The organism is Microbacterium sp. NPDC091382 (genome assembly GCF_044757025.1).
In the GTDB taxonomy this organism is placed as follows: domain Bacteria; phylum Actinomycetota; class Actinomycetes; order Actinomycetales; family Microbacteriaceae; genus Microbacterium.
The window spans coordinates 625,509-652,075 of record NZ_JBIVUD010000001.1; the positions used below are offsets into that span (position 1 = coordinate 625,509).

At 70.1% G+C, this 26,567-nt stretch carries 26 protein-coding genes; 16 read left to right on the top strand and 10 right to left on the bottom strand.

Features of this window, described 5'->3' with window-relative positions; translation table 11 throughout:
• Position 1: 1 nt before the first annotated feature.
• Positions 2-1,675: a glycoside hydrolase family 13 protein gene (locus ACIQLK_RS03115; RefSeq protein WP_400362842.1), complete on the bottom strand. Its 1,674-nt coding sequence runs from the start codon at positions 1,673-1,675 to the stop codon at positions 2-4.
• A gap of 197 nt (positions 1,676-1,872) precedes the next feature.
• Here ACIQLK_RS03115 and ACIQLK_RS03120 point away from each other — a divergent pair, with 197 nt between their 5' ends.
• Entirely contained in the window at positions 1,873-2,391 is a 519-nt protein-coding gene (locus ACIQLK_RS03120) for an adenine phosphoribosyltransferase (RefSeq protein WP_400362843.1), read from the top strand.
• Here ACIQLK_RS03120 and ACIQLK_RS03125 read toward each other — a convergent pair whose 3' ends face one another.
• A complete protein-coding gene (locus tag ACIQLK_RS03125) occupies positions 2,392-3,306 on the bottom strand; it encodes a 2-hydroxyacid dehydrogenase (protein WP_400362844.1) in 915 nt (304 codons plus the stop codon).
• Between the two features lie 55 nt (positions 3,307-3,361).
• On the opposite strand from ACIQLK_RS03125, the gene ACIQLK_RS03130 reads away from it, so the two are divergent.
• A complete protein-coding gene (locus tag ACIQLK_RS03130) occupies positions 3,362-5,911 on the top strand; it encodes an ABC transporter (protein WP_400362845.1) in 2,550 nt (849 codons plus the stop codon).
• Positions 5,912-5,934: 23 nt separating this feature from the next.
• Here ACIQLK_RS03130 and purQ read toward each other — a convergent pair whose 3' ends face one another.
• Both purQ and purS read right to left on the bottom strand, forming a co-directional pair.
• Positions 5,935-6,642, bottom strand: coding sequence for a phosphoribosylformylglycinamidine synthase subunit PurQ (gene purQ / locus ACIQLK_RS03135; protein ID WP_400362846.1), 708 nt, complete (start codon positions 6,640-6,642; stop codon positions 5,935-5,937).
• Entirely contained in the window at positions 6,639-6,884 is a 246-nt protein-coding gene (gene purS, locus ACIQLK_RS03140) for a phosphoribosylformylglycinamidine synthase subunit PurS (RefSeq protein ID WP_400362847.1), read from the bottom strand. Before purS ends, purQ begins: the two co-directional genes overlap by 4 nt.
• Positions 6,885-7,113: 229 nt before the next feature.
• Between purS and ACIQLK_RS03145 the strand changes: the two genes are divergently transcribed.
• The 5 genes from ACIQLK_RS03145 to ACIQLK_RS03165 all read left to right on the top strand — a co-directional run bounded on the left by ACIQLK_RS03145 (position 7,114) and on the right by ACIQLK_RS03165 (position 12,985).
• Positions 7,114-8,388: an ABC transporter substrate-binding protein gene (locus ACIQLK_RS03145; protein WP_400362848.1), complete on the top strand. Its 1,275-nt coding sequence runs from the start codon at positions 7,114-7,116 to the stop codon at positions 8,386-8,388.
• Between the two features lie 80 nt (positions 8,389-8,468).
• Positions 8,469-9,497 (top strand): carbohydrate ABC transporter permease, encoded by a 1,029-nt coding sequence (locus ACIQLK_RS03150; protein WP_400362849.1) that lies wholly within the window; start codon positions 8,469-8,471, stop codon positions 9,495-9,497.
• Positions 9,494-10,411 (top strand): carbohydrate ABC transporter permease, encoded by a 918-nt coding sequence (locus ACIQLK_RS03155; protein ID WP_400362850.1) that lies wholly within the window; start codon positions 9,494-9,496, stop codon positions 10,409-10,411. Before ACIQLK_RS03150 ends, ACIQLK_RS03155 begins: the two co-directional genes overlap by 4 nt.
• A 43-nt stretch (positions 10,412-10,454) precedes the next feature.
• Complete coding sequence (locus ACIQLK_RS03160; RefSeq protein ID WP_400362851.1) at positions 10,455-11,900, top strand: GH1 family beta-glucosidase; 1,446 nt, start codon at positions 10,455-10,457, stop codon at positions 11,898-11,900.
• A gap of 62 nt (positions 11,901-11,962) precedes the next feature.
• The gene (locus ACIQLK_RS03165; RefSeq protein WP_400362852.1) at positions 11,963-12,985 is read left to right on the top strand and encodes a LacI family DNA-binding transcriptional regulator; all 1,023 of its coding nucleotides are present in this window, start codon (positions 11,963-11,965) and stop codon (positions 12,983-12,985) included.
• A gap of 16 nt (positions 12,986-13,001) precedes the next feature.
• Here the strand turns inward: ACIQLK_RS03165 and ACIQLK_RS03170 are convergent, their stop codons facing one another.
• From ACIQLK_RS03170 to ACIQLK_RS03180, 3 genes are all read right to left on the bottom strand, one after another.
• Complete coding sequence (locus ACIQLK_RS03170) at positions 13,002-13,877, bottom strand: VOC family protein (protein WP_400362853.1); 876 nt, start codon at positions 13,875-13,877, stop codon at positions 13,002-13,004.
• Positions 13,878-13,915: 38 nt separating this feature from the next.
• Positions 13,916-15,274 carry a uracil-xanthine permease family protein gene (locus tag ACIQLK_RS03175; protein WP_400362854.1) on the bottom strand — a complete coding sequence of 453 codons (1,359 nt, stop codon included), beginning with the start codon at positions 15,272-15,274 and terminating at the stop codon, positions 13,916-13,918.
• Between the two features lie 78 nt (positions 15,275-15,352).
• On the bottom strand, positions 15,353-16,288 hold the full coding sequence (locus ACIQLK_RS03180; RefSeq protein ID WP_400362855.1) for a phosphoribosylaminoimidazolesuccinocarboxamide synthase: 936 nt from the start codon (positions 16,286-16,288) through the stop codon (positions 15,353-15,355).
• Here ACIQLK_RS03180 and ACIQLK_RS03185 point away from each other — a divergent pair.
• The 3 genes from ACIQLK_RS03185 to ACIQLK_RS03195 are packed head-to-tail and all read left to right on the top strand — an operon-like array spanning position 16,287 to position 18,994.
• Complete coding sequence (locus tag ACIQLK_RS03185; RefSeq protein ID WP_400362856.1) at positions 16,287-16,832, top strand: hypothetical protein; 546 nt, start codon at positions 16,287-16,289, stop codon at positions 16,830-16,832. The two genes, ACIQLK_RS03180 and ACIQLK_RS03185, sit on opposite strands and share 2 nt — an antisense overlap.
• A 51-nt stretch (positions 16,833-16,883) precedes the next feature.
• Entirely contained in the window at positions 16,884-17,507 is a 624-nt protein-coding gene (locus ACIQLK_RS03190) for a PadR family transcriptional regulator (RefSeq protein ID WP_400362857.1), read from the top strand.
• Positions 17,504-18,994, top strand: a complete 1,491-nt coding sequence (locus ACIQLK_RS03195; RefSeq protein WP_400362858.1) for an MFS transporter — start codon at positions 17,504-17,506, stop codon at positions 18,992-18,994. The genes ACIQLK_RS03190 and ACIQLK_RS03195 overlap by 4 nt, the downstream gene beginning before the upstream one ends.
• Before the next feature lie 67 nt (positions 18,995-19,061).
• Here the strand turns inward: ACIQLK_RS03195 and purD are convergent, their stop codons facing one another.
• A complete protein-coding gene (gene purD, locus ACIQLK_RS03200; RefSeq protein ID WP_400362859.1) occupies positions 19,062-20,333 on the bottom strand; it encodes a phosphoribosylamine--glycine ligase in 1,272 nt (423 codons plus the stop codon).
• A gap of 44 nt (positions 20,334-20,377) precedes the next feature.
• Here purD and ACIQLK_RS03205 point away from each other — a divergent pair, with 44 nt between their 5' ends.
• Positions 20,378-20,731, top strand: coding sequence for a sterol carrier family protein (locus tag ACIQLK_RS03205; protein ID WP_400362860.1), 354 nt, complete (start codon positions 20,378-20,380; stop codon positions 20,729-20,731).
• 17 nt (positions 20,732-20,748) lie between these two features.
• On the opposite strand, the gene ACIQLK_RS03210 is transcribed toward ACIQLK_RS03205, so the two are convergent.
• Positions 20,749-21,627, bottom strand: a complete 879-nt coding sequence (locus tag ACIQLK_RS03210) for an NmrA family NAD(P)-binding protein (RefSeq protein ID WP_400362861.1) — start codon at positions 21,625-21,627, stop codon at positions 20,749-20,751.
• Positions 21,628-21,682: 55 nt separating this feature from the next.
• On the opposite strand from ACIQLK_RS03210, the gene ACIQLK_RS03215 reads away from it, so the two are divergent.
• Genes ACIQLK_RS03215 through ACIQLK_RS03225 form a run of 3 tightly spaced genes read left to right on the top strand, consistent with a single transcriptional unit; the run spans position 21,683 to position 23,282 of the window.
• Positions 21,683-22,153, top strand: a complete 471-nt coding sequence (locus ACIQLK_RS03215) for a MarR family winged helix-turn-helix transcriptional regulator (protein WP_400362862.1) — start codon at positions 21,683-21,685, stop codon at positions 22,151-22,153.
• A 33-nt stretch (positions 22,154-22,186) separates the two neighbouring features.
• A complete protein-coding gene (locus ACIQLK_RS03220) occupies positions 22,187-22,942 on the top strand; it encodes an HtaA domain-containing protein (protein WP_400362863.1) in 756 nt (251 codons plus the stop codon).
• Between the two features lie 22 nt (positions 22,943-22,964).
• Positions 22,965-23,282, top strand: coding sequence for a potassium transporter Trk (locus tag ACIQLK_RS03225; protein WP_400362864.1), 318 nt, complete (start codon positions 22,965-22,967; stop codon positions 23,280-23,282).
• Here ACIQLK_RS03225 and ACIQLK_RS03230 read toward each other — a convergent pair whose 3' ends face one another.
• Positions 23,283-23,891 carry a zinc-binding alcohol dehydrogenase gene (locus ACIQLK_RS03230; protein ID WP_400362865.1) on the bottom strand — a complete coding sequence of 203 codons (609 nt, stop codon included), beginning with the start codon at positions 23,889-23,891 and terminating at the stop codon, positions 23,283-23,285.
• A gap of 79 nt (positions 23,892-23,970) precedes the next feature.
• Between ACIQLK_RS03230 and purM the strand changes: the two genes are divergently transcribed.
• Positions 23,971-25,089, top strand: a complete 1,119-nt coding sequence (purM, locus tag ACIQLK_RS03235; RefSeq protein WP_400362866.1) for a phosphoribosylformylglycinamidine cyclo-ligase — start codon at positions 23,971-23,973, stop codon at positions 25,087-25,089.
• Positions 25,090-25,098: 9 nt separating this feature from the next.
• Complete coding sequence (purF, locus tag ACIQLK_RS03240; protein WP_400362867.1) at positions 25,099-26,562, top strand: amidophosphoribosyltransferase; 1,464 nt, start codon at positions 25,099-25,101, stop codon at positions 26,560-26,562.
• The last annotated feature ends 5 nt before the right edge of the window (positions 26,563-26,567 follow it).

Sequence of the window (26,567 nt, forward strand, 5' to 3'; positions counted from 1 at the left end):
GTCAGTCCGCGGCGATCCACACGGTCGTGTCCGCCGGCAGCTCGCGCCCCGAGAACGCGTCGCTCTCGACGAGCAGCGTCCCCTTCGGCAGCGCGACAGGCGTCGTGCCCACATTGGCGACGACGGTGACGTCGCCGTTGCGGAAGGCGATGACGTCGTCCCCGTAGCCGTCGAGCCACTCGAGCGTGCCCGAACCGAGGTCGTGCGCGCGGCGGGTGGCCAACAGGGTGCGGTAGAGCCACAGCGTCGAATCCGGCTGGTCCTCCTGCACGTCGCGGGCCAGGGCCGTCCACTCGGCGGGCTGGGGCAGCCAGCTCTCGCCCGTCGGGCTGAAGCCGAAGGCGCCCTGATCAGCGGTCCAGGGCAGCGGGACGCGGCATCCGTCACGGCCGTAGCGCTCGCCGTTCGTACGGAACCAGGTCGGGTCCTCGCGGACGTCGTCGGGCAGCTCCATCGCCTCGGGGAGTCCGAGCTCCTCGCCCTGGTACAGGTACGACGAGCCGGGGAGGGCGAGCATGAGCGCGGTCGCCGCGCGGGCGCGACGGAGGCCCGCCGCCGGGTCGGGCTTGCCGGGCGTGCTCGGCCCCACGCCGTGCCCCTGCGGATGGCCGGGCATCGCGAGCCGGGTCGCGTGGCGGATGACGTCGTGGTTCGAGAGGACCCACGTCGCCGGAGCGCCCACGGCGGGGAAGGCCCGCAGCGACTCGCTGATGACCTCGCGCAGCTGCGCGGCATCCCACTCGCTCATCGCGTAGGGGAAGTTGAACGCCTGGTGCATCTCGTCCGAGCGCACCCACTTGGCGGTCTCGTCGACCGTCGGCAGCCACGCCTCGGCGCAGAGGGCGCGGTCGCCCTCGTACTCGTCGAGCACGCGGTGCCATTCGCGCCACACCTGATGGACGCCTTCCTGGCCCCAATACGGCACGGGCTCGGCCCCGCCCATCGAGTCGGCCTCGGCCGGCGGGGTGTAGTCGGGCAGTCCGTCGGCCTTGATGAGACCGTGCGCCACGTCGACGCGGAAGCCGTCGACGCCGCGGTCGAGCCAGAAGCGCAGGGTCGCCTCGAACTCGGCGCGCACCTCGGGGTTGGTCCAGTCGAAGTCGGGCTGCGAGCTGTCGAACAGGTGCAGGTACCACTGGCCGTCGTGGACGCGGGTCCATGCCGGGCCGCCGAAGACGGACTCCCAGTTGTTGGGCGGGAGTTCGCCGTTTTCGCCCTGGCCGTCGCGGAACATGTAGCGCGCGCGCTCGGGGCTGCCGGGCTCGGCGGCGAGGGCCTGCTGGAACCAGACGTGCTTGTCCGAGGAGTGGTTCGGGACGAGGTCGATGATGACCCGGATGCCGCGGGCGTGGGCGCCCTCGAGCATGTCGTCGAAGTCGCCGAGCGTGCCGAAGAGCGGGTCGACGTCACGGTAGTCGGCGACGTCGTACCCGGCGTCCTTCTGCGGAGAGGTGAAGAACGGGCTCAGCCACACGGCGTCGACGCCGAGCGAGGCGAGGTCGTCGAGGTGGGACGTGATGCCGGGGAGGTCGCCGATGCCGTCGCCCGAGGCGTCCGCGAAGGAGCGGGGGTAGATCTGGTAGATCACGGCGGTGCGCCACCATTCGGCGCCGGGGCGGCTCTCGCCGATCGGGGCCAGCGTCGAGGTGGCGGTCGGGGAGGTGGTCGAAGTCATGCGCGTCAGCCTAGCGCAAGCGCTTGCGCACTCCGCGCCGCATGGGACCTGCGCGAGGCGTCGCCGGCGAGCCCTCGGATTCGGAGATGTCCCGCGGATTCGGATGGTGGGTCGCGATCGGGTCCGAATCCAGCGCCGATCTCCGGATCCAGGCCGCAGCAGGGGGAGCCCAGGCGCCGTCGAGTACCCTGGACCCAGTGAATCCCGACGCACTCACCCGAGCCGAATCGCTCATCGCGACGATCCCCGACTTCCCCGAGCCCGGCATCCTCTTCCGCGACATCTCGCCGCTGCTGGCCGACCCGGCGGCCCTGCGCACCATCGCGATGGCCATGGCCGAGCCCTTCGTCGGCTCGTTCGACGTGGTCGCCGGTGTCGAAGCGCGCGGCTTCCTGCTCGCGGGCGCGATCGCGATCGCGTCGGGCACCGGCCTCGCGCCGATCCGCAAGGCGGGCAAGCTGCCACGCCCGGCCGGCTCGGTGAGCTACGACCTCGAGTACGGCAGTGCCACGATCGAGATGTCGGGCGATCTCGCCAGCGGTGCGCGCGTGCTTCTCGTCGATGACGTCCTCGCCACCGGTGGCACTCTCCGCGCCGGGCAGCAGCTTCTCGAGCAGCTGGGCTACAGCCTCGCCGGCACGTCCGTGCTCATGGAGCTCACCGCACTCGGAGGCCGCGGCGTATGCGGCCCCGTGCACAGCGTGTTCACGGTCTGATCAGGTCCGGATCACGACGTTCTCGGGCTCCTCGCCCGCGAGCAGGTGACCGATCTGCCGACGAAGCAGTCGCACGATCCGGGGATGCATCGCGTCGGTCGCCCCGCCCACGTGCGGCGCGATGACGACGCCCTCGAGCGACCACAGCGGGTGATCGGCGGGGAGCGGCTCCGGGTCGGTGACGTCCAGAGCCGCCCGGATGCCGCGGCTCCGGATGTGTGCGACGAGGGCGTCCGTGTCGATCAGCGACCCGCGCCCCACGTTGACGACGAGCGCGCCCCCGGGCAGAGCGGCGAGGAACGCGTCGTCGATGATGTGACGGGTCTGCTCGCCGCCGGGGAGCGAGGCCACGACGATGTCGACCGTCGGCAGCAGGTCGGACAGCTCGTCGACGCTGTGCACGTGGATGCCGTCCTCGTCGCGGGCACGTGAGGCGACCGGCACCAGCTCCACCTCGAAGGGGGCGAGGCGCGCCGCGATCGCCTTGCCGACGCCGCCGTAGCCGAGAAGCAGAACGCGACGGTCGGCGAGGCCGGTGGCCTGGAACGGTGCCCAATCCCCGGATGCTTGTGCGCGGACGAACCGGTCGATCCCGCGCTGCGCCGTCAGCGTCAGGGCGACGGCGAGCTCCGCGGTGGCCGCCTCGTGCACGGTCGCCGCGTTCGCGAACACCGTGCCGGCGGGCAGGCGGTCCTCGATGCCCTCGTAGCCGATCGCCTGCCCCTGCACGAGTCCGACCTCGACGCCTTCGAGCCAGCCGAGAGGGTTCCCCGCCATGTAGGGCGGGACGACGAGATCGATGTGCGGACGGGGGGACGCAGCATCCATCTTCCACACGAAGACGTCAGCTCCGTCGATGTCTGAGAGGTCCTCGGCGAGGCGGGCGGAAGGGACGCTGACGCTGATCGAAGCCATGCGTCCGAGGCTATCGCTCGGCCCGGGTGACCCGGCCGACACCTAGGCTGGTTCGATGCCTGAAAACCCCCGCGGCGACGCCGATTCCTTCGTCCGTGTGCGCGGGGCGAACGAGAACAACCTGCGGGACGTCGACGTCGACGTCCCCCGCGACGCCATCGTCGCCTTCACCGGCGTCTCGGGTTCGGGCAAGTCCTCGCTGGCCTTCGGCACCATCTTCACCGAGGCGCAGCGCCGATACCTCGAGTCGGTCGCACCGTACGCGCGGCGGCTCATCCAGCAGGGCCACGACCCGCACGTCGAGTCGATCACGGGCCTGCCGCCGGCCGTCGCGTTGCAGCAGCGGCGGGGCGCGCCGAGTTCGCGCTCCAGCGTGGGGACCGTCACGACTCTGTCGAATTCCCTCCGCATGCTGTTCTCGCGAGCGGGCACGTTCCCGGCCGGATTCACGACGCGCCTCGACTCCGACGCGTTCTCGCCGAACACGGCCGCCGGCGCCTGCCCCGAATGCCACGGCGTCGGCGTCGCGCACACCGTGACCGAGGACACCCTCGTGCCCGACCCGTCGCTGAGCATCCGCGACGGTGCGATCGCCGCCTGGCCGGGGGCGTGGCAGGCCAAGAACCTCCGCGACATCACGATCGCCCTCGGCTACGACGTCGATCGCCCGTGGCGCGAGCTCGATCAGGCCGACCGCGACTGGCTCCTGTTCACCGACGAGCAGCCCGTCGTGCAGATCACGCCGCAGCGGGACCGTGTCGCGAAGCCCTACAACGGCCGGTTCTGGAGCGCGAAGAAGTTCGTCTTCCACACGCTCGCCGATTCGCAGAGCGCGTCGATGCGCAACCGCGTGCTCGGCTTCGTCCGCACCGGCGTGTGCCCGCTCTGCGGTGGCACAGGCCTGCGCCGCGAGACGCTCGCCGTCACCTTCGCGGGGCACTCGATCGCCGAGCTGAACGCTTTGCCGATTCGTGAACTCGCCGAGGTCCTGCGTCCGACGACGCAGATCCGGGATGCCGCGCCCGCCCTGCCGACCACCGAGTCGGGTGAGCGCACCGATGTCGCCGTGGCCATCACGACCGACCTCGTCGCCCGCATCCAGGTGTTGCTCGACCTGGGTCTCGGCTACCTCGGACTCGGCCGCGTGACGACGACGCTCTCGCCCGGCGAGATGCAGCGGCTGCGCCTGGCGACCCAGCTGAGGTCGGGTCTGTTCGGTGTCGTCTACGTCCTGGACGAGCCGTCGGCGGGCCTGCATCCCGACGACGCGGCACCGCTCCTCGACGTGCTCGAACAGCTCCGCGCCTCGGGCAACTCGGTCTTCGTCGTCGAGCACAACATGGACGTCGTCCGGCGTGCCGACTGGATCGTCGATGTCGGTCCTGGCGCGGGTGAGGCAGGCGGCGCCGTCCTCTACTCCGGCGAGGTCGCGGGCCTGGCCGCCGTCGCCGACTCGGCGACGCGTCCGTTCCTGTTCCCCGACGACGACGCGGCTGGGCGCCGCGAGCGCCGCGAGGCCGTGGGCATCCTGGCGCTCCATGGCGTCTCGCTGCACAACCTCGGCGACCTCGACGTGGAGGTCCCCCTCGGCGTGTTCACCGCCGTGACCGGTGTCTCGGGGTCGGGCAAGTCCACGCTCGTCAGCCGCGTGTTGCGCGAGGTCGTCGAGCGTCACCTGCGCGGCGGGTCCGTCGATGAGGCGGATGCCGACGTCGCGGCGCTCGAGGTCGAGGACGCATCCGAGCGCATCGCCGAGGCGACGCTCCCATCGACGTCGACCGACACCCTGCGGGTCGGCTCGGTCACCGGGCTGGACGCCGTCGACCGGCTCGTCCGCGTGGACCAGAAGCCGATCGGCCGTACGCCGCGCTCGAACCTCGCCACCTACACCGGGCTGTTCGACGCCGTCCGCACCGTCTTCGCCGACACCGACCTCGCGCGCGAACGCGGCTACACGCCGGGCCGGTTCTCGTTCAATGTCGCGGGCGGCCGGTGCGAGACGTGCCTAGGAGAGGGCTACGTCACGGTCGAGCTCCTCTTTCTGCCCGGCAGCTACGGCCGGTGCCCGACCTGCCACGGCGCGCGCTACAACCCCGAGACGCTCGAGGTCACCTTCAGGGGCAAGAACGTCGCCGAGGTGCTCGCGATGACGGTCGACGAGGCGGCGACGTTCCTCGCGGCGGTGCCCGCGGCATTCCGGAGCCTCCGGACGCTGCAGGACGTCGGTCTCGGATACCTGCGCCTCGGTCAGCCGGCGACGGAGCTCTCAGGTGGTGAGGCGCAGCGGATCAAGCTCGCGACCGAGCTGCAGCGCGCGCGGCGTGGTCACACCCTCTACCTGCTCGACGAGCCGACGACCGGCCTGCACCCCGCGGACGTCCGGCTGCTGCTCGCTCAGCTGCACGCCCTCGTCGACGCCGGCGACACCGTCGTCGTCGTCGAGCACGACATGGACGTCGTCGCGGCCGCGGACTGGGTCATGGACCTCGGTCCGTCGGGCGGGGACGCCGGGGGTCGTATCGTCGCGCAGGGGACACCCGAAGCGGTCGCGGCGGAACCCGGCAGTCGCACGGCCCCGCACCTCGCCCGCAGGCTGGGCGGCTGAGCCGGATCGGGCGGCTGACAGGATCAGGCGGCTGCGTGCACGACGGCCGAGACGGCCGCGGAGAAGAACTTCAGTCCGTCGACGCCGGACCGCATCGCGGCCGCTGTGTCGGGCCCGAATCCGGGCTCGATCGCGTGCTCGGGGTGCGGCATGAGCCCCACGACGTTGCCCCGCTCGTTCGTGAGCCCCGCGATGTCGTCCATCGACCCGTTCGGGTTGACACCCGCGTACCGGAACGCCACGAGGTTCTCGCCCTGGATGCGGGCGAGCGTCTCGTCGGAGGCGATGTAGCCGCCGTCGGCGTTCTTCAGGGGGATCACGATCTCCTGGCCGCGGCGGAACTCGTTCGTCCAGGCGGTGTCGGCGTTCTCGACCACGAGTCGTTGGTCGCGGCGGATGAACTGCTGGTGCGCGTTGCGGATGAGTCCGCCGGGCAGCAGGTGCGCCTCGACGAGCATCTGGAAGCCGTTGCAGATGCCGAGGATGGGCATGCCCTTGGCCGCGGCATCCTTCACCTCGGACATGATCGGCGCGAGCGCGGCGATCGCGCCGGCGCGCAGGTAGTCGCCGTAGCTGAAGCCACCGGGAAGGACGAGGGCGTCGACGCCCTCCAGATCGTGGGAGCCGTGCCAGAGTGCGATGGGCTCGGCTCCGGCGAGTCGGACGGCGCGGCGGGCATCGCCGTCGTCGAGCGAGCCGGGGAAGGTGATGACCCCGACGCGGACGGTCACTCGACGACCTCGATGCCGACGACGTCCTCGATGACGGAGTTCGACAGGATTTCCTCGGCGATGGTCCGGACCGCGCTGAGGGTCTGCTCGTCGGCGGTCTCGACGGTGAGCTCGAAGCGCTTGCCGATGCGCACGTCGCCGAATCCGGCGTGGCCGAGGCGCTGCAGCGCTCCGGCGACGGCCTTCCCCTGCGGGTCCAGGAGCTCGGCCTTGGGCATGACGTCGACGACGATGGTGGGCATCAGAAAGCTCCGGGATGTCGCGGGCAGGGGTGCGCGACCAGTCTAGAGCCCGCCGGGCTCGCGCACCGTGCGCAGTGCATCCAGCCCGTGACCAAACCGTGACCGCAGTTGTGGGAGCGCTCCCTTGACACTCGTGGGAGCGATCCCATAGCGTCGGCACCACTCGATGAGAGCGCTCCCATGCGGAGACACTGCACCTCGCTCTCGCCACACCACAAAGGAGTGTTCTGTGAACGCACGCGCCCTGCGCCGCGTCGGATTGATCGCCGGCGTCGCCACCACCTCCGCTCTCGTCCTCGCCGGTTGCGCCGGCGGGGGCAACCAGGGCGGAACCGGAGCCGAGGGAGAGAAGGTCACGCTGACCATCGCCACCTTCAACAACTTCGGCTACACCGACGAGTTCCTCCAGAAGTACGAGGACGCCAACCCGAACGTCACGATCGTCCACAACAAGGCGGCCGAGTCCGGCGACGCCCGCAAGAACTTCTTCCAGAAGCTCGGCAAGGGCGGCCTCGCCGACATCGAGGCCGTCGAGGTCGACTGGCTGAGCGAGGCCATGCAGTACTCCGACCTGCTGGCGCCCGTCCCCGACGACCTCAAGGGTCGCTGGCTGGACTGGAAGGAGAAGGCAGCGACAGACCCCGAGGGCAACCTCATCGGGTACGGCACCGACATCGGCCCGCAGGCCATCTGCTACCGGTCGGACCTGTTCGAGGCCGCCGGTCTGCCCTCCGAGCCCGCCGAGGTCGAGGCGCTGTTCGACGGCGACTGGAACAACTACTTCGACGTGGCGGACACCTACCGAAAGGCATCCGGCAAGGCCATGATCGACTCGGCCAACTCGGTCCTGCAGGGCATCGTCAACCAGATCGAGTACACCTACGACAAGCCGGACGGTTCCGTCATCGCGACCTCGAACCCCGAGATCGCCGATGCCTACAAGAGCGTCGTCGAGCGCGCCGTCCCCAACTCCGCCTATTCCGCGCAGTGGGGTGACGACTGGATCGCGTCCTTCCAGGGCGACGACTTCGCGACCGTGCTGTGCCCCGGCTGGATGCAGGGCATCATCTCCGGCTACGCGCCGGACCAGAAGAACTGGAAGATCGCGAACACGTTCCCGAACGGCGGCGGCAACTGGGGCGGCTCGTACCTGACCATCCCTGCGAACGGCAAGAACGTGAAGGAAGCGCAGAAGCTCGCCGCATGGCTGTCCGCCCCTGAGCAGCAGGTCGAGGCGTTCGTCAACGTGGGCGCCTTCCCCAGCCAGGTCGACGCATACGAGAACGCCGACCTCACGGGTTACGTCAACGACTACTTCGGCGGCGCCAAGACCGGCGAGATCGGCGCCGACCGCGCCGAGGCCGTCACGGTCCTCCCGTTCAAGAGCGCGGACTACTTCAAGTACCACGACGCCCTCCAGAACGCCGTGAACCGCGTCTTCGACAAGTCGGAATCCGAGGATGCCGCGTGGAAGACCTGGGTCTCCGAGGTCGAAGCCTTCTGATCCGTCCCTGACCGGGATGCCGGCCGCGCTCTGCGGCGGCCGGCATCCCCACCATCGTTCGACCACCACGGAGACGACTCGTGACCACCACCGACATCCGCCCACAGACCCCCGTGGAGGACCGGCCCACCGCCGCGGTCCGTCCGATCCGTGTGCTCTCCTTCCGTCAGCGGCTCAGCCGCTGGGACGTGAAGGTCTCGCCCTACCTCTACATCTCCCCGTTCTTCATCCTGTTCGCGATCGTCGGCCTGTTCCCCATCGGGTTCACCGCGGTGATCTCGTTCCAGGAGTGGGATCTCATCCGCGACTCGGGCACCTTCGTCGGATTCGACCAGTACGCCTGGATCCTGAACGACCCGAAGTTCTGGGTCGCTCTCCGCAACACCTTCAGCATCTTCCTGCTCTCCACGGTCCCCCAGCTCCTCCTGGCGCTGTTCATCGCCGCCATGCTGGACCGCAACATCCGCGCCAAGACGTTCTGGCGGATGAGCGTGCTGCTCCCGTTCGTCATGGCCCCCGTTGCGGTGGCGCTGATCTTCAGCAACATGTTCGGCGACGTGCACGGCCTCGTGAACAACGCGCTCACCAGCCTCGGCCTCGAGCCGATCGCCTGGCACAAGGATCCGTTCTGGAGCCACGTCGCGATCTCGACGATGGTGAACTTCCGCTGGACCGGCTACAACGCCCTCATCCTGCTCGCCGCCATGCAGGCCGTGCCGCGCGAGTACTACGAGGCGGCGACCGTCGACGGCGCCGGCGCGTTCCGCCAGTTCATCAGCATCACTCTGCCGTCGCTGCGGCCGACCCTGATCTTCGTGATCATCACCTCGACGATCGGCGGTCTGCAGATCTTCGACGAGCCCCGCATGTTCGACAACACCGGCGAGGGCGGACCCGCTCAGCAGTGGCTGACGATCACGCTGTACCTCTACAACATCGGCTGGGGCGAGTTCAATTTCGGTCGCGCCGCCGCCCTCGCGTGGATCCTCTTCATCATCATCGTGGTGATCGGTCTCGCGAACCTCCTCATCACCCGCCGCCTCGTCCGCGACGAGGGCGGCCGCGGCGTGAAGATGCCGCGACGCGCACGGAAGGATGCCGCACGATGACCACCGTCAGCGAGCCGCCCCTGGCCATCGTCGAAGAGAACATCCCGAACGCCGCTCGGCGTCGTCGCGGGGAGCGGACCACCCGCATCCGCGGCGTCCGCGCCGGCTTCTGGGTCTACGTCGGACTCGGTGTCGTCGCCGTCTCGGCGATCTTCCCCTACTACTGGTCGTTCCTCATCGGCTCCGGTGACCAGTTCACGATCAACGATCCGAACATGTCGTGGATCCCCGGCGCGAACTTCGTCGCCAATGCGCTCTCGGTCATGAACGATCCGGCGGTCAACTTCTGGCTCGCCCTGTGGAACTCGGTGTTCAGCTCGACGCTGATCGCGGCATCCGTCGTCGTGTTCTCGACGCTCGCCGGGTGGGCATTCGCGAAGCTGCGCTTCCGCGGGAACAAGTTCCTTCTCGCATTCGTCGTCGCCACGATGGCGGTGCCGATGCAGCTCGGCGTCGTACCGCTCTACATCCTCTTCGCCGACATGGGGTGGACCGGGACGATCGGTGCCATCATCGTCCCGGCCCTGACGAGCGCGTTCGGGGTGTTCTGGATGACGCAGTACATCGGCCAGACGGTGCCCGACGAGCTCATCGAGGCGGCACGCGTCGACGGGGCCAGCCAGATCCGCACGTTCTGGACCGTCGGGGTGACCGCCGCGCGGCCCGCCGCCGCGATGCTGTTCCTGTTCACCTTCGTGGGTGCCTGGAACCAGTTCTTCTGGCCGTTCATCGTGCTCGACCGCGAGAGCCCGACCCTGCCGGTCGCCCTCTCGCTGCTGCAGGCGAACTACTTCGTCGACTACTCGAAGGTGCTCGCCGGGGTCCTCCTCGCGACCGTGCCCCTCATCCTGCTCTTCGTCTTCGCGGGCAAGCAGCTGGTCAGCGGCATCATGGCCGGCGCGGTCAAGGGCTGACGGGCTCGCGGTGAACGTCCTTTCGCTGGAGTACTCTGCCCCCGTGCCCGTCCCCACCCTTCGTCCGTTCCCGACCGGCTTCCTCTTCGGCGCCGCGACCGCCGCCTACCAGATCGAGGGAGCCGCCTTCGAGGACGGTCGCACCGCATCGATCTGGGACACGTTCAGCCGCGTGCCCGGCGCGGTCATCAACGCCGACAACGGAGACGTCGCCTGCGACCACTACCACCGCTACCGCGGGGACGTCGCGCTCATGAAGGAGCTCGGCCTCGACACCTACCGCTTCTCGACGTCCTGGTCGCGCGTGCGGCCCGACGGTGGTCCCGTCAATCCCAAGGGCATCGACTTCTACGAGCGTCTCGTCGACGAGCTCCTGGCCGCCGGCATCCGTCCCTGGCTCACGCTCTACCACTGGGACCTGCCGCAGGCGCTCGAAGAGCGCGGCGGGTGGACGGCGCGCGAGACGAGCGAGCGGTTCGCGGAGTACGCGCTGACCGTGCACGACGCCCTCGGCGACCGCGTCGCCGACTGGACCACGCTCAACGAGCCCTGGTGCTCGTCGTTCCTCAGCTACACGGGCGGGATCCACGCACCCGGCCGGTTCAGCATCGGAGACGGGATGCTGGCCTCCCACCATCTGCTGCGCGGACATGGCCTCGTCGTCGAGGAACTGCGGCGCCGGGACCCCGAGCTGAACCTCGGCATCACTCTGAATCTCACGGTCGCCGAGGCGGCCGATCCGGCCAAGCCCGAGGACGTGGATGCCGCGCGTCGCATCGACGGGCAGTTCAACCGCTGGTTCCTCGACCCGATCTTCCGAGGGGGCTATCCCGCGGACATCGTCGAAGACATCCGCGCCGTCGACGCCGCCGAGGTCGCACGCTTCGAGGCGGCCGTCCTGCCCGGCGACCTCGACACCATCTCGCAGCCGCTCGACGTGCTGGGCGTCAACTACTACCACGGCGAATTCGTCGGCGGCACGGCTCCCGCCGACCCGCCGCTGCCGGGCGATGCCCCGACCGACCGCGTCGTGGGCTCGCCCTGGCCGGCGGGCGACGGCATCCACTGGTACGAGCGGGGACTCCCGCGCACGGCGATGCACTGGGAGGTGCAGCCGGCGGGGCTGACGGTGCTGCTCGAGCGGGTGTGGGACGAGTACGCGAAGGATGCCGGTACCGCGCTGTTCGTGACCGAGAACGGCGCCGCCTTCGACGACGAGGTCGTCGATGAGGGCGGCGAGACGCGGGTGCATGACGCCGACCGGGTCGAGTTCCTGCGCGGTCATCTGGGGGCGATCCTCGATGCGGCGGACGCCGGCGTCGACGTGCGCGGCTACTTCTACTGGTCGCTCATGGACAACTACGAGTGGGCGTGGGGGTACGACAAGCGGTTCGGGCTCATCCGCGTCGACTACGACACCCAGGAACGGACGTTCAAGGACAGCGCGCTGGAGTATCGTCGGGTCATCGCCGACCGAGCGATCGACTGACTGCACTCCCCGAGGTGACCGTGTCCGAAACCCTGCACTCGCCGGCGACGAGTGATCCTTCGGTGACGCTCCCCTCGACCGGGAACCCCGCATCGTCGGTCACGATCGAGGAGGTCGCGGCTGCGGCGGGGGTCTCGCGCTCGACGGTCTCGCGCGTGGTCAACGGGTCGACGGCCGTCAGTCCGGCCGCGCTCGCGGCTGTCCGCCGCGCGATCGACGAGCTGAACTACGTCCCCAACCGCGCTGCGCGCTCGCTCGCGAGCCGGGCGACGATGGCGGTCGCCCTCGTCGTCCCCGAGGACACGACGCGCTTCTTCGGCGACCCGTTCTTCGCCGCGATCGTCAGCGGCATCAACAAGCGGGTCTCGAAGTCCGATTACGTGCTCAACCTGATCATCGCGAGCGACGACCCCGACGACAAGGCCACGGAATACCTCCGCAGCGGTGCCGTCGACGGCGCGATCATCGTCTCGCACCACACGAGCGACGCGTTCATCGACCGCATCGCCGCCGCGATGCCCGTCGTCTACGGTGGCCGTCCCGTCCGTGAGCGCGAACGCGACTACTACGTCGACGTCGACAACGTCGAGGGCGGCCGCCTCGCGACGCAGCATCTGATCGACCTGGGCCGCATGCGGCTCGCGACCATCACCGGCCCGAGGACCATGCCCGGTGGCATCGACCGTCTGACGGGCTTCCTCGAGGCGATGGATGCCGCGGGGCTCGCACCCGTCGCGGTCGAGGACGGCGACTTCACGGCGGCGGCCGGCGCGGCGGCTGTGCGGCGGATCCTCGATTCCGGAGTCGAGTTCGACGGACTGTTCGCGGCGAGCGACCTCATGGCGCGGGGAATCCTCGTCGAGCTCGCGCGCGCGGGGCTCCGGGTTCCCGAGGACGTCGCGATCGTCGGGTACGACGACTCGCCCGTGGCCACGTCGGTCTCGCCCACGCTGACGACGGTGCGACAGCCATCGCTCCAGCAGGGCGAGGTCATGGCGAACGTGCTGCTGACCCTCCTCGCCGGGGGCTTCCCGCCGCACGAGACGCTGCTCGAGACGCAGCTCGTCGTCCGCGAATCCGCCTGAGGACGACGGCGCCGGGCTACCGGACGACGCCGGCGTGGAGGATGTTGCGCCACGGGTCGCTGAACGAGACCGTCCGGCCGTCGTCGGCGACCTGCACACCGTGGTGGCTGAGGCGCTCGACGAGTTCGCCGAGCGCGTCCTGGTCGGGCAGCGCCAGGTCGACGCGGCCGAGGCCGAGGGCCGGCATCCGCGGTCCGGCTCCGCGGGAGTTCCACACGTTCATCGCCATGTGGTGGTGGTAGCCGCCGGCGCTGACGAACAGAGCCGAGCCGGCCAGTTCCGCGGTCACATCGAAGCCCAGCGCGTCGACGTAGAACGCCCGCGCGGTGCTCACGTCGCCGACGGACAGATGGACGTGACCGACGGAGGCGGTGTCGTCCGATGTCGCGCCCTGAGCCGCGGCATCCGTCAGGTGCTCTCGGAGGAAGGCGTGGGGATCGAGGTAGAGGGTGTCCATCTCCACCTGGCCGTGAGTCCACGACCACTCGGTCCGGTCGCGGTCCCAGTACAGCTCGATGCCGTTGCCCTCGGGGTCGGTCGCGTAGAACGCCTGGCTCACGAGGTGGTCGGCGCTGCCGGTGAACGACTGCGGAGCGTGCTGCGCGAGGGAGAACAGCGCCCCGGCCAGAGCCGTCTGCGACTCGAAGAGGATGGCGGTGTGGAAGAGTCCGGCGGCGCCGGCGGGGGCGTGCCGCAGGCTCGGCTCGTGTCGCAGGATCACGATCGCGCGTCCGGCCCGTCCCAGCGTGACGGTGTCCCCTTCTGCGTCCAGGACGTGGAGCGTCACGACGTCGCGGTAGTAGCGGGTCATGCCGTCGAGGTCGCCGACGAGCAATGTCACGGCCCCCATCGAGGTGGCGGGCGCGAGCCGGTCGGGTACGGGCTTATTCATCTGAATAGGCAACGCCGACCGCGCCGGATCTGTTCCCGTCAGTCCGGGTCGCCGCCGAGCTGACCGATCGGGACGATGGGACCGCCGTCATCCGCCCCGGTCTTGCGAGCCCGCGCGATCGCGTTTCCGGCGTGGTAGATCACGAGCGCCGCGACCGTGCCGAGCACGATGCCGCCGAACTGCAGCTGGCCGAGGTCCATCGTGAAGTTCGCAATGGCGACGACGAACGCGACCGCGACCGTGTACTGGTTGACCGGACGCGAGAAGTCGACCTGGTTGTCGACCCAGATCTTGATGCCGATGACGCCGATGAGGCCGTAGAGCGCGGTCGTCACACCGCCGATGACGCCGTTCGGGATCGTGAAGAGCACGGCGCCGACGACCGGCGAGAACGACAGGAGCACCGCGATGATGCCCGCGACCCAGTACGCCGCGGTGGAGTAGATGCGGGTCGCCGCCATGACGCCGATGTTCTCGCCGTAGGTCGTGGTGCCCGAGCCGCCGAAGGCCCCGGCGAGGGTCGTCGCGAGGCCGTCGGCGAGGAGCGCGCGGCCCGTGCGTCTGTTGACCGTGGGGTCGCCGGTCATGGTCGCGACGCCGCGCACGTGACCGACGTTCTCGGCGACGAGGACGAGGACGACCGGCAGGAACATCGGAAGGAGGCCCCACGCGACCGGATCGCCGAACGAGGGGAGGTGGAAGGTCGGCAGACCGATCCACTGACCGTTCTCGATGAGCGCGGTCACGCCCGAGAAGTCGACCTTGCCCATGATCAGCGCGGCGATGTAGCCCACGACGACGCCGAGGAAGATCGACACGCGTCCGAGGATGCCGCGGAACAGGACCGCGAACAGGATGCAGGCGACCAGCGTGATGGTCGCGAGCACGGCGTCGGTCTGGAAGTTGTTCCACGCCGCCGGCGCGAGGTTGAGGCCGATGAGGGCGACGATCGCGCCCGAGACGACGGGCGGCATGAGCTTCTCGAGCCAGCGCGTTCCCGTCGCCTGCACGAGGAAGCCGATGCCGGCGAGCAGGATGCCGGCCACGAACACGCCGACGAGCGCCTGACCGATCTGCTCGGGGCTGTCGAGCGGCTTGCCCTGGCCCGGCCCGAACGCGGTGATCGGAGCGATGAACGCGAACGACGACCCGAGGTAGCTGGGCAGCTTGTTGCGCGTGAGGAGCAGGAACAGGAGGGTCCCGAGGCCCGAGAACAGCAGTGTCGTGCTGACAGGGAAGCCGGTCAGCAGCGGGACGAGGAACGTCGCGCCGAACATGGCGACGACGTGCTGGGCGCCGATCGCGATCGTGCTGCCCCAGCCGAGGCGCTCGCTCGGGGTGACGACGGCTCCGGGGGCGACGCGGCGTCCGTCGCCGTGAAGGGTCCAGATGGGCATGCGCGTGCTCCTCAGATGGTGGGGGGTGCCTGGGGTCAGGCTACCTGGGAGCGGGCTGAGTGCGCGGAAGCGACGCCGTCAGGACGTGACGCGTTCAAGGAGCTCGCGGTACTTGGCCGCCGTCTTCGCGACGATGTCCTCGGGGACCACGGGCGGGGTGCCCTGCTTGTCCCAATTCGCGGCCAGCCAGTCGCGGACGATCTGCTTGTCGAAGCTCGCCATGCGCGCGGCCGGCGTCTCGCCGGTGCGCCAGGTCTCGGCATCCCAGTACCGCGACGAGTCGCTCGTGAGCACCTCGTCGGCCAGGGTCAGGACGCCGTCGGCGTCGTAGCCGAACTCGAACTTCGTGTCGGCGAGGATGAGTCCCTTCGCCTCAGCCAGAGCCGCGGCGCGGCGGTAGACCTCGAGCGATGCGTCGCGCAGCGCGACCGCGCGATCCTCGCCGACGAGCTCGACGCTGCGCTCGAACGAGATGTTCTCGTCGTGCTCGCCGAGAGGCGCCTTGTAGGCGGGGGTGTAGATCGGCTCGGGCAGGCGGTCGCCGTTGCGCAGGCCTGACGGGAGCGGGATGCCGCAGACGGTGCCGTCGGCCTGGTACTCGGCCCATCCCGACCCGGTGAGGTACCCCCGGACGACGCACTCGATCGGCTGCATGTCGAGTTCGCGGACGACCATGGCGCGCCCGGCGACCTCGGCGGGCGGCTCCGCGCCCGCGATGAGGTGGTTCGGGATGGGACGTCCGCCGTCGGCGCCCGCGAGCTGGGCGAACCACCACAGGCTCAGGCGGGTGAGGAGCTCGCCCTTTCGGGGGATGCCCGGGTCCAGCACCTGGTCGAACGCACTGACGCGGTCGCTGGCGACCACCAGCATCCGGCCGTTCGAGTCGTCGGCGGGCCGGTAGAGGTCCCGGACCTTGCCCGAGTACACGTGGATCCATCCGGGCAGGGCAGTCGCGGCATCCGTCACCCCGCCATTATCGCGGGCGGCGCGTGACCGTGCGTACCCTGTCGTCATGCGCCGCCCGCTCCTCGCCCCGATCGCTCTCGCGCTGGTGCTGGGCCTGAGCGGGTGCATCTCGACGACGGGCGTCGACGATGCGGCCCCCTCTCCAAGCCCATCCGCGTCCGTCCCGTCGCCGTCGCCGACGCCCACGCCGTCGCCGTCCCCGTCGGCCGAGGAGCCGGACCCGTCGTACCGGGTTCCGGACGAGAACCCGCTCGAGGCGACCCGCCTCGTCTTCGACGCGGATGCGGTCGGCGTCGAGCCGCGCACCGAGCTGAACGTGGCCGCCAGTGCGGTGCGCGATCAGGAGTACACACTCGACTTCGACTGCATCCCCCGAGACGCCACCATCACCCTGTCGCTCAGTCCCGCAGCGGGAGAGGATGATCCACCGGTGACGATCAAAGGACCCATCACCGTGACGCAGGGATGCGGCGCCCCGGGGCGTGTCACCGGGATCACGGTCAGCCGGATGGTGGGCGTCCAGATCGCGGCGATCGCCGACGGAGTCGATCACGCGTGGGCCGTCCTCCATGCGGCTGAGTCGACGGGTTGAGGGGAAAGAAGCGTATAGTCCACATGGACTAATCGCGCGAAGGGGGTCCTCATGACGGATGCCGTCGCCCGGCTCACCCCGACCGCGATCATGCTCCTCGCGCTGCTGCACGAGGACGACATGCACCCCTACGAGATGGTGCGTCTGCTGCGCGACCGCCGCGCCGATCGGTTGATCGCCCTCACGCACGGCACGATCTACCACACCGTGGCCCGGCTCGAGCGTCAGGAGCTCATCGCCGAGGCCGGAAGCGACCGTGAGGGCAATCGCCCGGAGCGGACGACGTACACGCTGACGGATGCCGGGGATCGCGCGCTCCTGGCGTGGGTGCGACGCGAGCTGCCCTCCATCGAGAGTCCCGAACGGTTCCGCATCGCCCTGACCGAGGCGCACAACATCGATCGGGCCGAGGTGCTCGCGCTACTCGCAACGCGTCGAGAGGCGCTCGTGGCATCTCTGGATGCGCACCGGGCGGCCCGCGACACCGCGATCTCGCACGGGTCGCACCCGCAGTTCCTCATCGAGGTCCACCGGCAGACGGCCCTGCTCGCCGCGGACATCGCCTGGCTCGACGACGCGGTCGAGTTCATCCGTCATCCCGACACCGTCTGGGGAGTCATCGACATCCCGGCCACCGACCGCTATCTGGCACAGAGAGAAGCCGCGCGCGCATGAGCGAGAGCACGACCACCGTCCGCACCCCGGGCGTCCCATCCGCCCCCACGAATCCCTGGCCCGCTCTATGGGCGCTCGTCCTCGGGTTCTTCATGATCCTCGTCGACACCACGATCGTCTCGGTCGCGAACCCCGCCATCAAGGCGGCCCTGGATCCCTCCACGGGCAACCTCGACAACGTCGTGTGGGTGACCTCGGCCTATCTGCTGACCTATGCCGTCCCGCTGCTGGTCACGGGCCGACTCGGTGACCGGTTCGGGCCCAAGAACATCTACCTCATCGGCCTCGCGATCTTCACGCTCGCCTCGCTCGCCTGCGGTCTGTCGGGCTCGCTCGAGATGCTGATCTTCGCGCGCGCCGCGCAGGGCCTCGGCGCCGCTCTCATGACGCCGCAGACGATGGCCGTCATCACCCGCACGTTCCCCGCCGAGCGGCGCGGAGCGGCGATGGGCCTGTGGGGTGCCACCGCCGGTGTCGCCACCCTCGTCGGCCCCCTCGCCGGCGGCCTGCTCGTCGACGGCTTCGGTTGGGAGTGGATCTTCTTCGTCAACATCCCCGTCGGCATCATCGCGTTCGTGCTCGCCGTCCGGCTCGTCCCGCAGCTCGAGACGCACCCGCACCGCTTCGACGTGCTCGGCGTCGTCCTGAGCGCCGTCGCGCTGTTCCTCATCGTCTTCGGTCTGCAGGAGGGTCAGCACTACGAGTGGGCGCCCTGGGTGTGGGTCATGATCGTCGCCGGCGTCGCCGTCCTCGCCGTCTTCGTCTGGACGCAGGCGCGAACCAAGAGCGAGCCGCTCGTTCCGCTCGAGCTCTTCCGCGACCGCAACTTCGCGATCTCCAACCTCGCCATCGCCGCGGTCGGGTTCACCGTGACGAGCATGGCGCTGCCGATGTCGTTCTTCACGCAGCTCGCCCGCGGCCTCACCCCGACCGAGTCCGCACTGCTCCTCATCCCGATGGCGGTGCTCTCGGGCGTGCTGGCCCCCTTCGCCGGGCGCATCCTCGATCGTGTCGACCCGCGCGTGCTGCTCGTCCCGGGGCTGTCGCTCATGGTGGTGGGTCTCGTCGGCTACGTGCTGCTGATGAACACCGAGGCGCCCATCCTGCTGCTCCTCATCCCGTCGGCGATCATCGGCGTCGCGAACGCCGGCATGTGGGGTCCGCTGGCCACCACTGCGACCCGCAACCTGCCTCCGCAGCAGGCGGGTGCCGGCTCGGGCATCTACAACACGACGCGGACGATCGGCTCGGTCATCGGCTCGGCCGCGATCGCCGCCGTCATGCAGGCGCGCCTCGAAGCGAACCTGCCCGGTGCCGGCGACGCGGCGAGCGGTGACTTCGGCGGGGGTGGCGGGCTGCCGCCGGCCGTCGCCGAGGGATTCTCCACGGCCATGGGCCAGGCCATGCTGCTGCCGGCCGCCGTCATCGCGGTGGGCGTCGTGCTCGTGCTGTTCCTGCGCCGGCCGGCGCACCTCGCGAAGCGCTGATGATCCTCGCGAAGCGCTGATATTCACAGCGACGCGCTGACGCTCACCGCGGCGCGCTCAGCGCGAGCTACTCCGATGCGCTGAGCGCGATGTCGCGGCGGTAGTGCGCCCCCTCGAGCGAGATCTGCTCGAGGGCGGCGTACGCCCGGCTGCGTGCGTCGGCGAGGTCGGCGCCGAGGGCGACGACGTTGAGCACACGACCACCCGTCGCGACGAGTCCCTGGTCGGTGTTCTGCGTCGCCGCGTGGGCGAGGTGGACGCCGTCGACGGATGCCGCGGCATCCGTTCCCGTGAGCGGGCGACCCGTGATCGGGTGCTCGGGGTATCCCTCGCTCGCCAGCACCACCGTCACCGCGGCCTCGTCTGAGAACCGCGGCGCGGGCTCGGACTCGAGCGTGCCGCTCGCGGCGGCGAGCAGCAGCCGCGACAGCGGGCTCGTCAGGCGCGGCAAGACGACCTGCGTCTCGGGGTCGCCGAAGCGCGCGTTGAACTCGATCACCTTCACGCCCGCGTCGGTCAGGATGAGCCCGGCGTAGAGCAGCCCGATGAACGGCGTGCCCTCGGCATCCAACTGCCGGACGACGGGCTCGGCGACCTCGGTCGTGACCTGTGCGACGAACGCCTCCTCACCGCCGAAGCGGTCAGCGAGCCAGGGGAGCGGCGAGTACGCGCCCATACCGCCCGTGTTGGGGCCCTCATCGCCGTCGATCGCGCGCTTGAAGTCCTGTGCGGGGCTGAGCGCGCGGACGGTGTCGCCGTCGCTCAGGAAGAAGAGCGAGACCTCGGGACCGGAGAGGAATTCCTCGACGAGCACGGGGCCGCTCGGCAGGTAGGTGTCGGCGTGGGCGAGCGCTGCGTCGCGATCGGACGTCACGATGACGCCCTTGCCGGCGGCGAGCCCGTCGGCCTTCACGACGTACGGGGCGCCGAACTCGTCGATCGCTGCGGCGACCTCGTCGCGGGTCTGCGCGCGCGCCGCGCGTCCGGTCGGGACACCGGCGGCATCCATGATCCGCTTCGCGAACGCCTTCGACCCCTCCATCTGCGCGGCCGCCTTGCCGGGGCCGAAGACGGGGATGCCGCGCTCGCGCAGCGCATCGGCCACGCCGGCGACCAGGGGCGCCTCGGGGCCGATCACGACGAGGTCGATGTGCTGCTCGTTCGCGAAAGCGGTCACGGCGGCGGGGTCGTTCTGGTCGAGGTCCGTGACCAGGGTCGCGTCCGCGGCGATGCCGGCGTTGCCGGGGGCCGCGAAGATCTCGTGCCCGGCGCCTTCGGCGACCAGAGCGAGGATGATGGCGTGCTCGCGCGCGCCCGAGCCGAGGACCAGGATCTTCACCCCGCCAGACTACCGAGCGGCGCTCGCGCGTTACGGTGGCATCCATGGCCCGCACCATCAGCACCGGAGACGGTCGCGACGCGCTCGCCGCCGTCGCTGCGGGCTCCGCGGCACGCACGGACCTCGCGACCGCGGTCCGCTACCTCCTGCAGCTCCTCGTCGAGAAGGCGCCCGGAAACTCGGTCGAGGTGCGCGTGCCGCCGTTCGGCGCCGTTCAGGTGGTCGAAGGCCCCCGCCACACGCGAGGCACCCCGCCCAATGTCATCGAGACGGATGCTGCGACGTGGATCGCGCTCGCGACCGGCCAGACATCCTGGGCCGAAGCCGTCACAGCCGGCACCGTCCGCGCCTCGGGCGTACGGGCCAATCTCGACGGGCTCCTGCCGCTGAGGCCGTGACGGCCGGCATCCTCTCCTCATCCGGCGCCGAGCAGAGTCGCGCGATTGTCCCGCGCCCATGCGGTCACCGACCGTGCCGGCTGGCCGGTGAGACGCTCGACGTCGTCGGTGCGCAGGTCGATCCCGTCCAGCGCGCGGCGTGCGACGCGTCCGAACTGCTGGCGCAGGCCCTCGGCGAACCAGGCCGGCACGCCGGTCACTCGCAGCATCCCGGCGAACACGCGACTGGGCAGGTGGACGTAACGGACCTCGCGCCCGAGTCCCCGACCGAGGGCGCGCGCGAGAGCTCGGCCGTCGAGGAGCTCGGGTCCGGTGAGGACGTGCTCCGCCTCGCGGTGGACGCCGTCTTCGAGGACGCGTGCTGCGACCCTGGCGATGTCCGCCGTGTCGATCCATGGGATTCGTCCCTCGCCCATCGTCTGCGGCAGGAAGCCGCGACGCAGCGCCGGTGCAGAGGAGGCGAGGTTCGACATGAACCCCGACGCGTGGAGGATCGTCCACTCGAGTCCGCTCGCACGCACGAGCTCATTGGTCTTCCAGATGGCGGCAGCCCAGGGGAGCGGGGAGTCCTCGGCGGCGTCGGACGCGGACAGGTGCACGATCGCGCGGACCCCGGCGGCCTGTGCCGCGGCCACCCCGACAGCACCGTGCTCCGCCTGCTCCGGCGAGACCGCCGTGACGAGGAAGAGCTGATCGACGCCCTCGAGCGCACGGGTCGTTGCGTGCGGATCGCCGAGATCGGCGACGCGGGCGTCGATCCCGCGCGCCGCGAAGTCGTTCCCCTGGCGTTGCTTGCGGACGATCGCCCGGACCGGGACGCCCGCCTGGTGCAGAAGTGACAAGGTCTTGCCGCCGACGTCGCCGGTCACGCCGGTCACTGCCACGATGTTTCCCATCATTCCTCCTAGAATCAGATAACTGATACTCGACAACGATACCTATCCTGAACCCATGTCCGTCAACTCCGTCACCCGTAAAGAGATCGACGCGATCACCGCCTGGACCGTCGTCCGCGCCGCGCGCGAGATCGCGCGCCGACTCGGCGACGCGCTTGCGCCGCTGCAGCTGACGCCCGTCGAGTTCGGTGTCCTGTCTCAGCTGGCGGCGGCGGACGGTCTCAGCCAGGCCGACCTCGCCCGCGCGGTCGGGATCCGTCCGCAGAGCGTCACCCCGCTTCTCGCCAGCCTGACGACCCGGGGTCTGATCGAGCGCCGGACCGCCCCCGGTCGTGGCCGGCACTCCCGGCTGGGGCTGACGGCGCAGGGGTCGGCACTGCTGGCCGAGGCATGGCCCGTCGTCGCGGCGAGCGAGGAGTGGTTCGGCGAGGACCGGGAACGCACCCGCGCGGTCGCCACCGCCCTGCGACCGATGCTGGATGCGCCCGCATCGGCGGTCTCGCGCCGGGACCTGGGAGTGCCGTAGCCGCCGGTACGATCTCCTGCGGAGAGGAACCGCATGCAGGCACGACACCTCGGGGTGGCCGCGATCCTCGCGATCGCCCTCGCCGCGACCGTTCCCCTCGTCGGCGCGAGTCCCGCTCACGCCGCCCCCCGCACGTGCACGGTGTCGGAGGCGAAGGTCGTGTGGGATGCCGGTTTTTCCGACGTGCAGGCGAACGGCGCGGTCGCCTCAGCCGACGGCATCCTCACCTTCGACAACGGGAAGGGCGTGCTCGAACCGGTCGCTCCGGCCGGCAGCGTCAGCTTCGACGGTTCACTGGACGTCACGAGCTCAGCCGGCGTGAGAGCGACCCTCTCGGCACCGACGCTCGTCGTCGACGGTGAGAAGGGATCCCTTCTCTTCGACGTTCAGCCGGACGGCGCGGACCAGATGCCGCAAGCGCCGCTGGTCACGATCGACCTCGCTGCCGCCGCGGTCTCCGAATCCGGCGACACCGTCAACCTCGACGGCGTCGGCGCCGCGACCGAGCTCACCTCGGAAGGTCGCGAGGTCCTGTCGGCCGGTGCGGGCGGCACGCTCGACCTCACGGTCGTCGCCACGTGCACCACGGCCGAACCCTCCGCCGTCGGTGCCGCGGCTCCGAGCGACGACGCGGAGGATGCGGGGGGCACCGGCATCCTCGTCCCCGTCATCGTTGTGGGAGTCGCGGCGGTCCTCGCCGCGCTCCTCGCCGTCGGATCGGTGCAGCGGCGCAAGCGCAACAGCGCCCGCGCGGCTCAGCCGGAGATGGTCGACGACCCGCGTCCGTGAGGCGCGGGTGGACAATGGAACCATGGCCGAGCACTCCGAAACGCACGTCGAGTCCGCGCAGCTGCGGCGCACTCCTCGATTCGCCGCGTTCTTCGCCGCGGGCGCGGCCCTCGGCATCGTCGTCGCCCTCATCCTGACGTACGCGTTCGGCGACGGTCAGATCAGCGAGAGCACGGGCGCCACGTACTCGCAGAGCCAGGTCTTCGGCTTCCTCCTGCTCGGCTGCGTGCCGGCGGGGGTGGCGCTGGGCGGCCTCGTCGCGCTCGTCTTCGACCGCGCGCTGGGCCGCAAGAGCACCACGGTGCGGATCGAGCGGGAACGCGTCGAAGAGACCGACTGATCAGGCGAGTTCGGCGATGATCGGCTGAATCGCAGGGTCGAACGCCGCCACGTCGCCGCGAAGCCCGTCGGTGACGGCGATCGTCAGCGAGCCGATCCACCACACGCCGCGCTGCGTCAACGGGAGCACCTGCACGTTGAGCTCGAAGGAGTGAGCCCGTCGACCGACGCGTCGCTCGTGCTCGGCGATCGCACTCGCGTAGGCGCGGTAGCTGCTGGCCGAGCCGGAACGGGTCTGGGCGGCGTAGCGATCGCTCGCCCAGGCGGCGTAGGCGACGGCGTCCTCCGCCAGCGGAACCATGGCCGCCCGCAGCTCGTCGTACCCCTCGACGGGCAGTACGGCGAGGGTCTCGAACCCGTCCACCAGCTCGAGCGGGACGGGTGACGGGTGCGCCTGCGGTTCCACCGCCATCGCCCAGTACGCGAGCCACTGCCGTTGCAGCACCGCTGCGTCGTCGTCGTCGACAGGTTGCGCTGCGGGGGCGCCGCGGAGGTGCGGCAGCTCCTCGGGAGCCCGGATGCCGAGGGCCTGGCGCACGTACAGCGCGACGATCACCGTCGCGCTCGCGTCTTCCCGCACAACCCATTCGGGCCGCTCAGCCCCGCTCATGGCGACATCCTATGGCTCGGCTGTGGTCGGCGTCCCGTCACGACGGTGGCGGATCAGCCGGTCCGGTGGCCGGTAGGCTGTGCGAGTGGCCTCGACTCCCACCGATCCCTATTCCGCTGCCGGCGTCGACACCGCGGCGGGGGACCTCGCCGTCGAGTTGATGAAATCGGCCGTCCGTCGCACCCAGGGCCCTGAGGTCCTCGGCGGCGTCGGCGGTTTCGCCGGACTCTTCGACGCATCCGCCCTGCTCGGTTACGCCAAGCCGCTGCTCGCAACCTCCACCGACGGCGTCGGCACGAAGGTCGCGATCGCGCAGGCGATCGACAAGCACGACACGATCGGCCAGGACCTCGTGGGCATGGTCGTCGACGACATCGTCGTGGTCGGCGCCAAGCCGCTCTTCATGACCGACTACATCGCGACGGGAAAGGTCTTCCCCGAGCGCATCGCCGACATCGTCCGCGGCATCGCCGACGGCTGCTCCGCCACGGGCACCGCGCTCGTCGGCGGCGAGACCGCCGAGCACCCCGGCCTCCTCGGCATCAACGACTACGACGTCGCGGGTGCGGCGACGGGGGTCGTCGAAGCGGATGCCGTCCTCGGCGCCGACCGCGTGCGGTCGGGCGACGTCGTCCTGGCGCTCGCCTCGAGCGGTCCGCACTCCAACGGCTACTCGCTCATCCGGCACATCATCGCGAACGCCGGCATCGGCTACGGCGACCACGCCGCCGACTTCGGCCGCACGTGGGGCGAACAGCTTCTCGAGCCGACGCGCCTCTACACGTCACCGCTGCTGCGCGCGATCGACGCGCACCCGGGGGCGATCCACTCCCTCAGCCACGTCACCGGCGGCGGCATCGCGGCGAACCTCGCGCGTGTGCTGCCGCAGGGCACGTGGGTCGACGTCGACCGTTCCACCTGGTCGCCGTCACCGGTGTTCCGCGTCCTCGCGGAGATCGGCGGGCTGTCGCTGGAGCAGACCGAGGGCACCTGGAACCTCGGCATCGGCTTCCTCGCCGTCGTCTCGGCCGAGGCTGCTGAGGCCGCGGCATCCACCCTCTCGGCGGAGGGCATCCACACCTGGCAGGTCGGGACGGTGTCGGATGCGGCACTCCCGGCCCGCGACTACGAGCAGGGCGCGAAGGGTGTCGACGGTGGCGCAGTGCGCCTGGTCGGCTCCTACGCAGAAACGGACTGAGCTACACCTATGTGCGGAATCGTCGGCGTCGTCGCTCAGGGGCCCGCCAACCAAGAGGTCTACGACGCCCTCCTGCTGCTGCAGCACCGCGGTCAGGATTCCACCGGCATCGCGACGGCCGAATCCAGTGGCATCTTCCACATCGCCAAGAACCGCGGCATGGTGCGCGAGGCGTTCCGCACCCGCGACATGCGGTCCCTCCTCGGCACGATCGGCCTCGGCCACGTGCGGTACGCGACGAAGGGCACGGCGTCGAACGAAGAAGAGGCGCAGCCCTTCTACGTCAACGCGCCCTACGGCATCGTGCTCGTCCACAACGGCAACCTCACGAACACGCGCGAGCTCACCGAGGAGCTCTTCCGCACCGACCGTCGTCACCTCAACACGAGTTCCGACACCGAGCTGCTCGTCAACGTGCTCGCCAACGAGCTGCAGGCGGTCATCTCGGGTCTCGAGCTCGACCACGAGCAGATCTTCGAGGCCGTCACCCGCGTCCACCAGCGCGTCGAGGGCTCCTACGCCGCGATCGCGTTGATCGCCGGGTACGGACTCCTCGCCTTCCGCGACCCCTTCGGCATCCGTCCCCTGATCCTCGGCACCCGGCAGGGCGAGAACGGCCGGTACGAGTGGACCGTGGCCTCCGAGTCCCTCGTCCTCGAGAACGGCGGCTTCGAGGTCGTCCGCGACGTCGAGCCCGGCGAGGCCGTGTTCATCGATCTCGACGGCAACCTGTTCACGCAGCAGGTCGCACCGAGCCCGAAGCTCGTGCCGTGTTCGTTCGAGTACGTCTACCTCGCGCGTCCCGACTCGGTCATGAACGGCATCTCGGTGTACGAGGCGCGCCTGCGCATGGGCGAGCGCCTCGCCGACACGATCGCGAAGTACACCCCCGAGGGCTCGATCGACGTCGTCATGCCGATCCCGGACTCGTCGCGCCCCGCGGCCATGCAGGTCGCCCGCAAGCTCGGCATCGAGTACCGCGAGGGCTTCTACAAGAACCGCTACATCGGCCGGACGTTCATCATGCCGGGGCAGGCGATCCGCAAGAAGAGCGTGCGCCAGAAGCTCAACGCGATGTCGACCGAGTTCAAGGGCAAGAACGTCCTCCTCATCGACGACTCGATCGTCCGTGGCACGACGTCGCGTGAGATCATCCAGATGGCGCGGGATGCCGGGGCGAAATCGGTGACGTTCGCGTCGGCGGCGCCCCCCATCCGATTCCCGCACGTCTACGGCATCAACATGCCGTCGCGTCACGAACTCGTCGCCTACAACCGCACGATCCCCGAGATCGCCGAGGAGCTCGGCTGCGACTACCTCGTCTACCAGGAGATCGACGACCTGAAGGCGGCGATCCTCGAGGGCGCACCCGACGTCGAGGACCTCGACATGAGCTGCTTCGACGGCCGCTACGTCACCGGCACGGTCAGCGACGAGTACCTGGCCTGGGTCGAAGGCACCCAGGAGTCCTGAGCCGC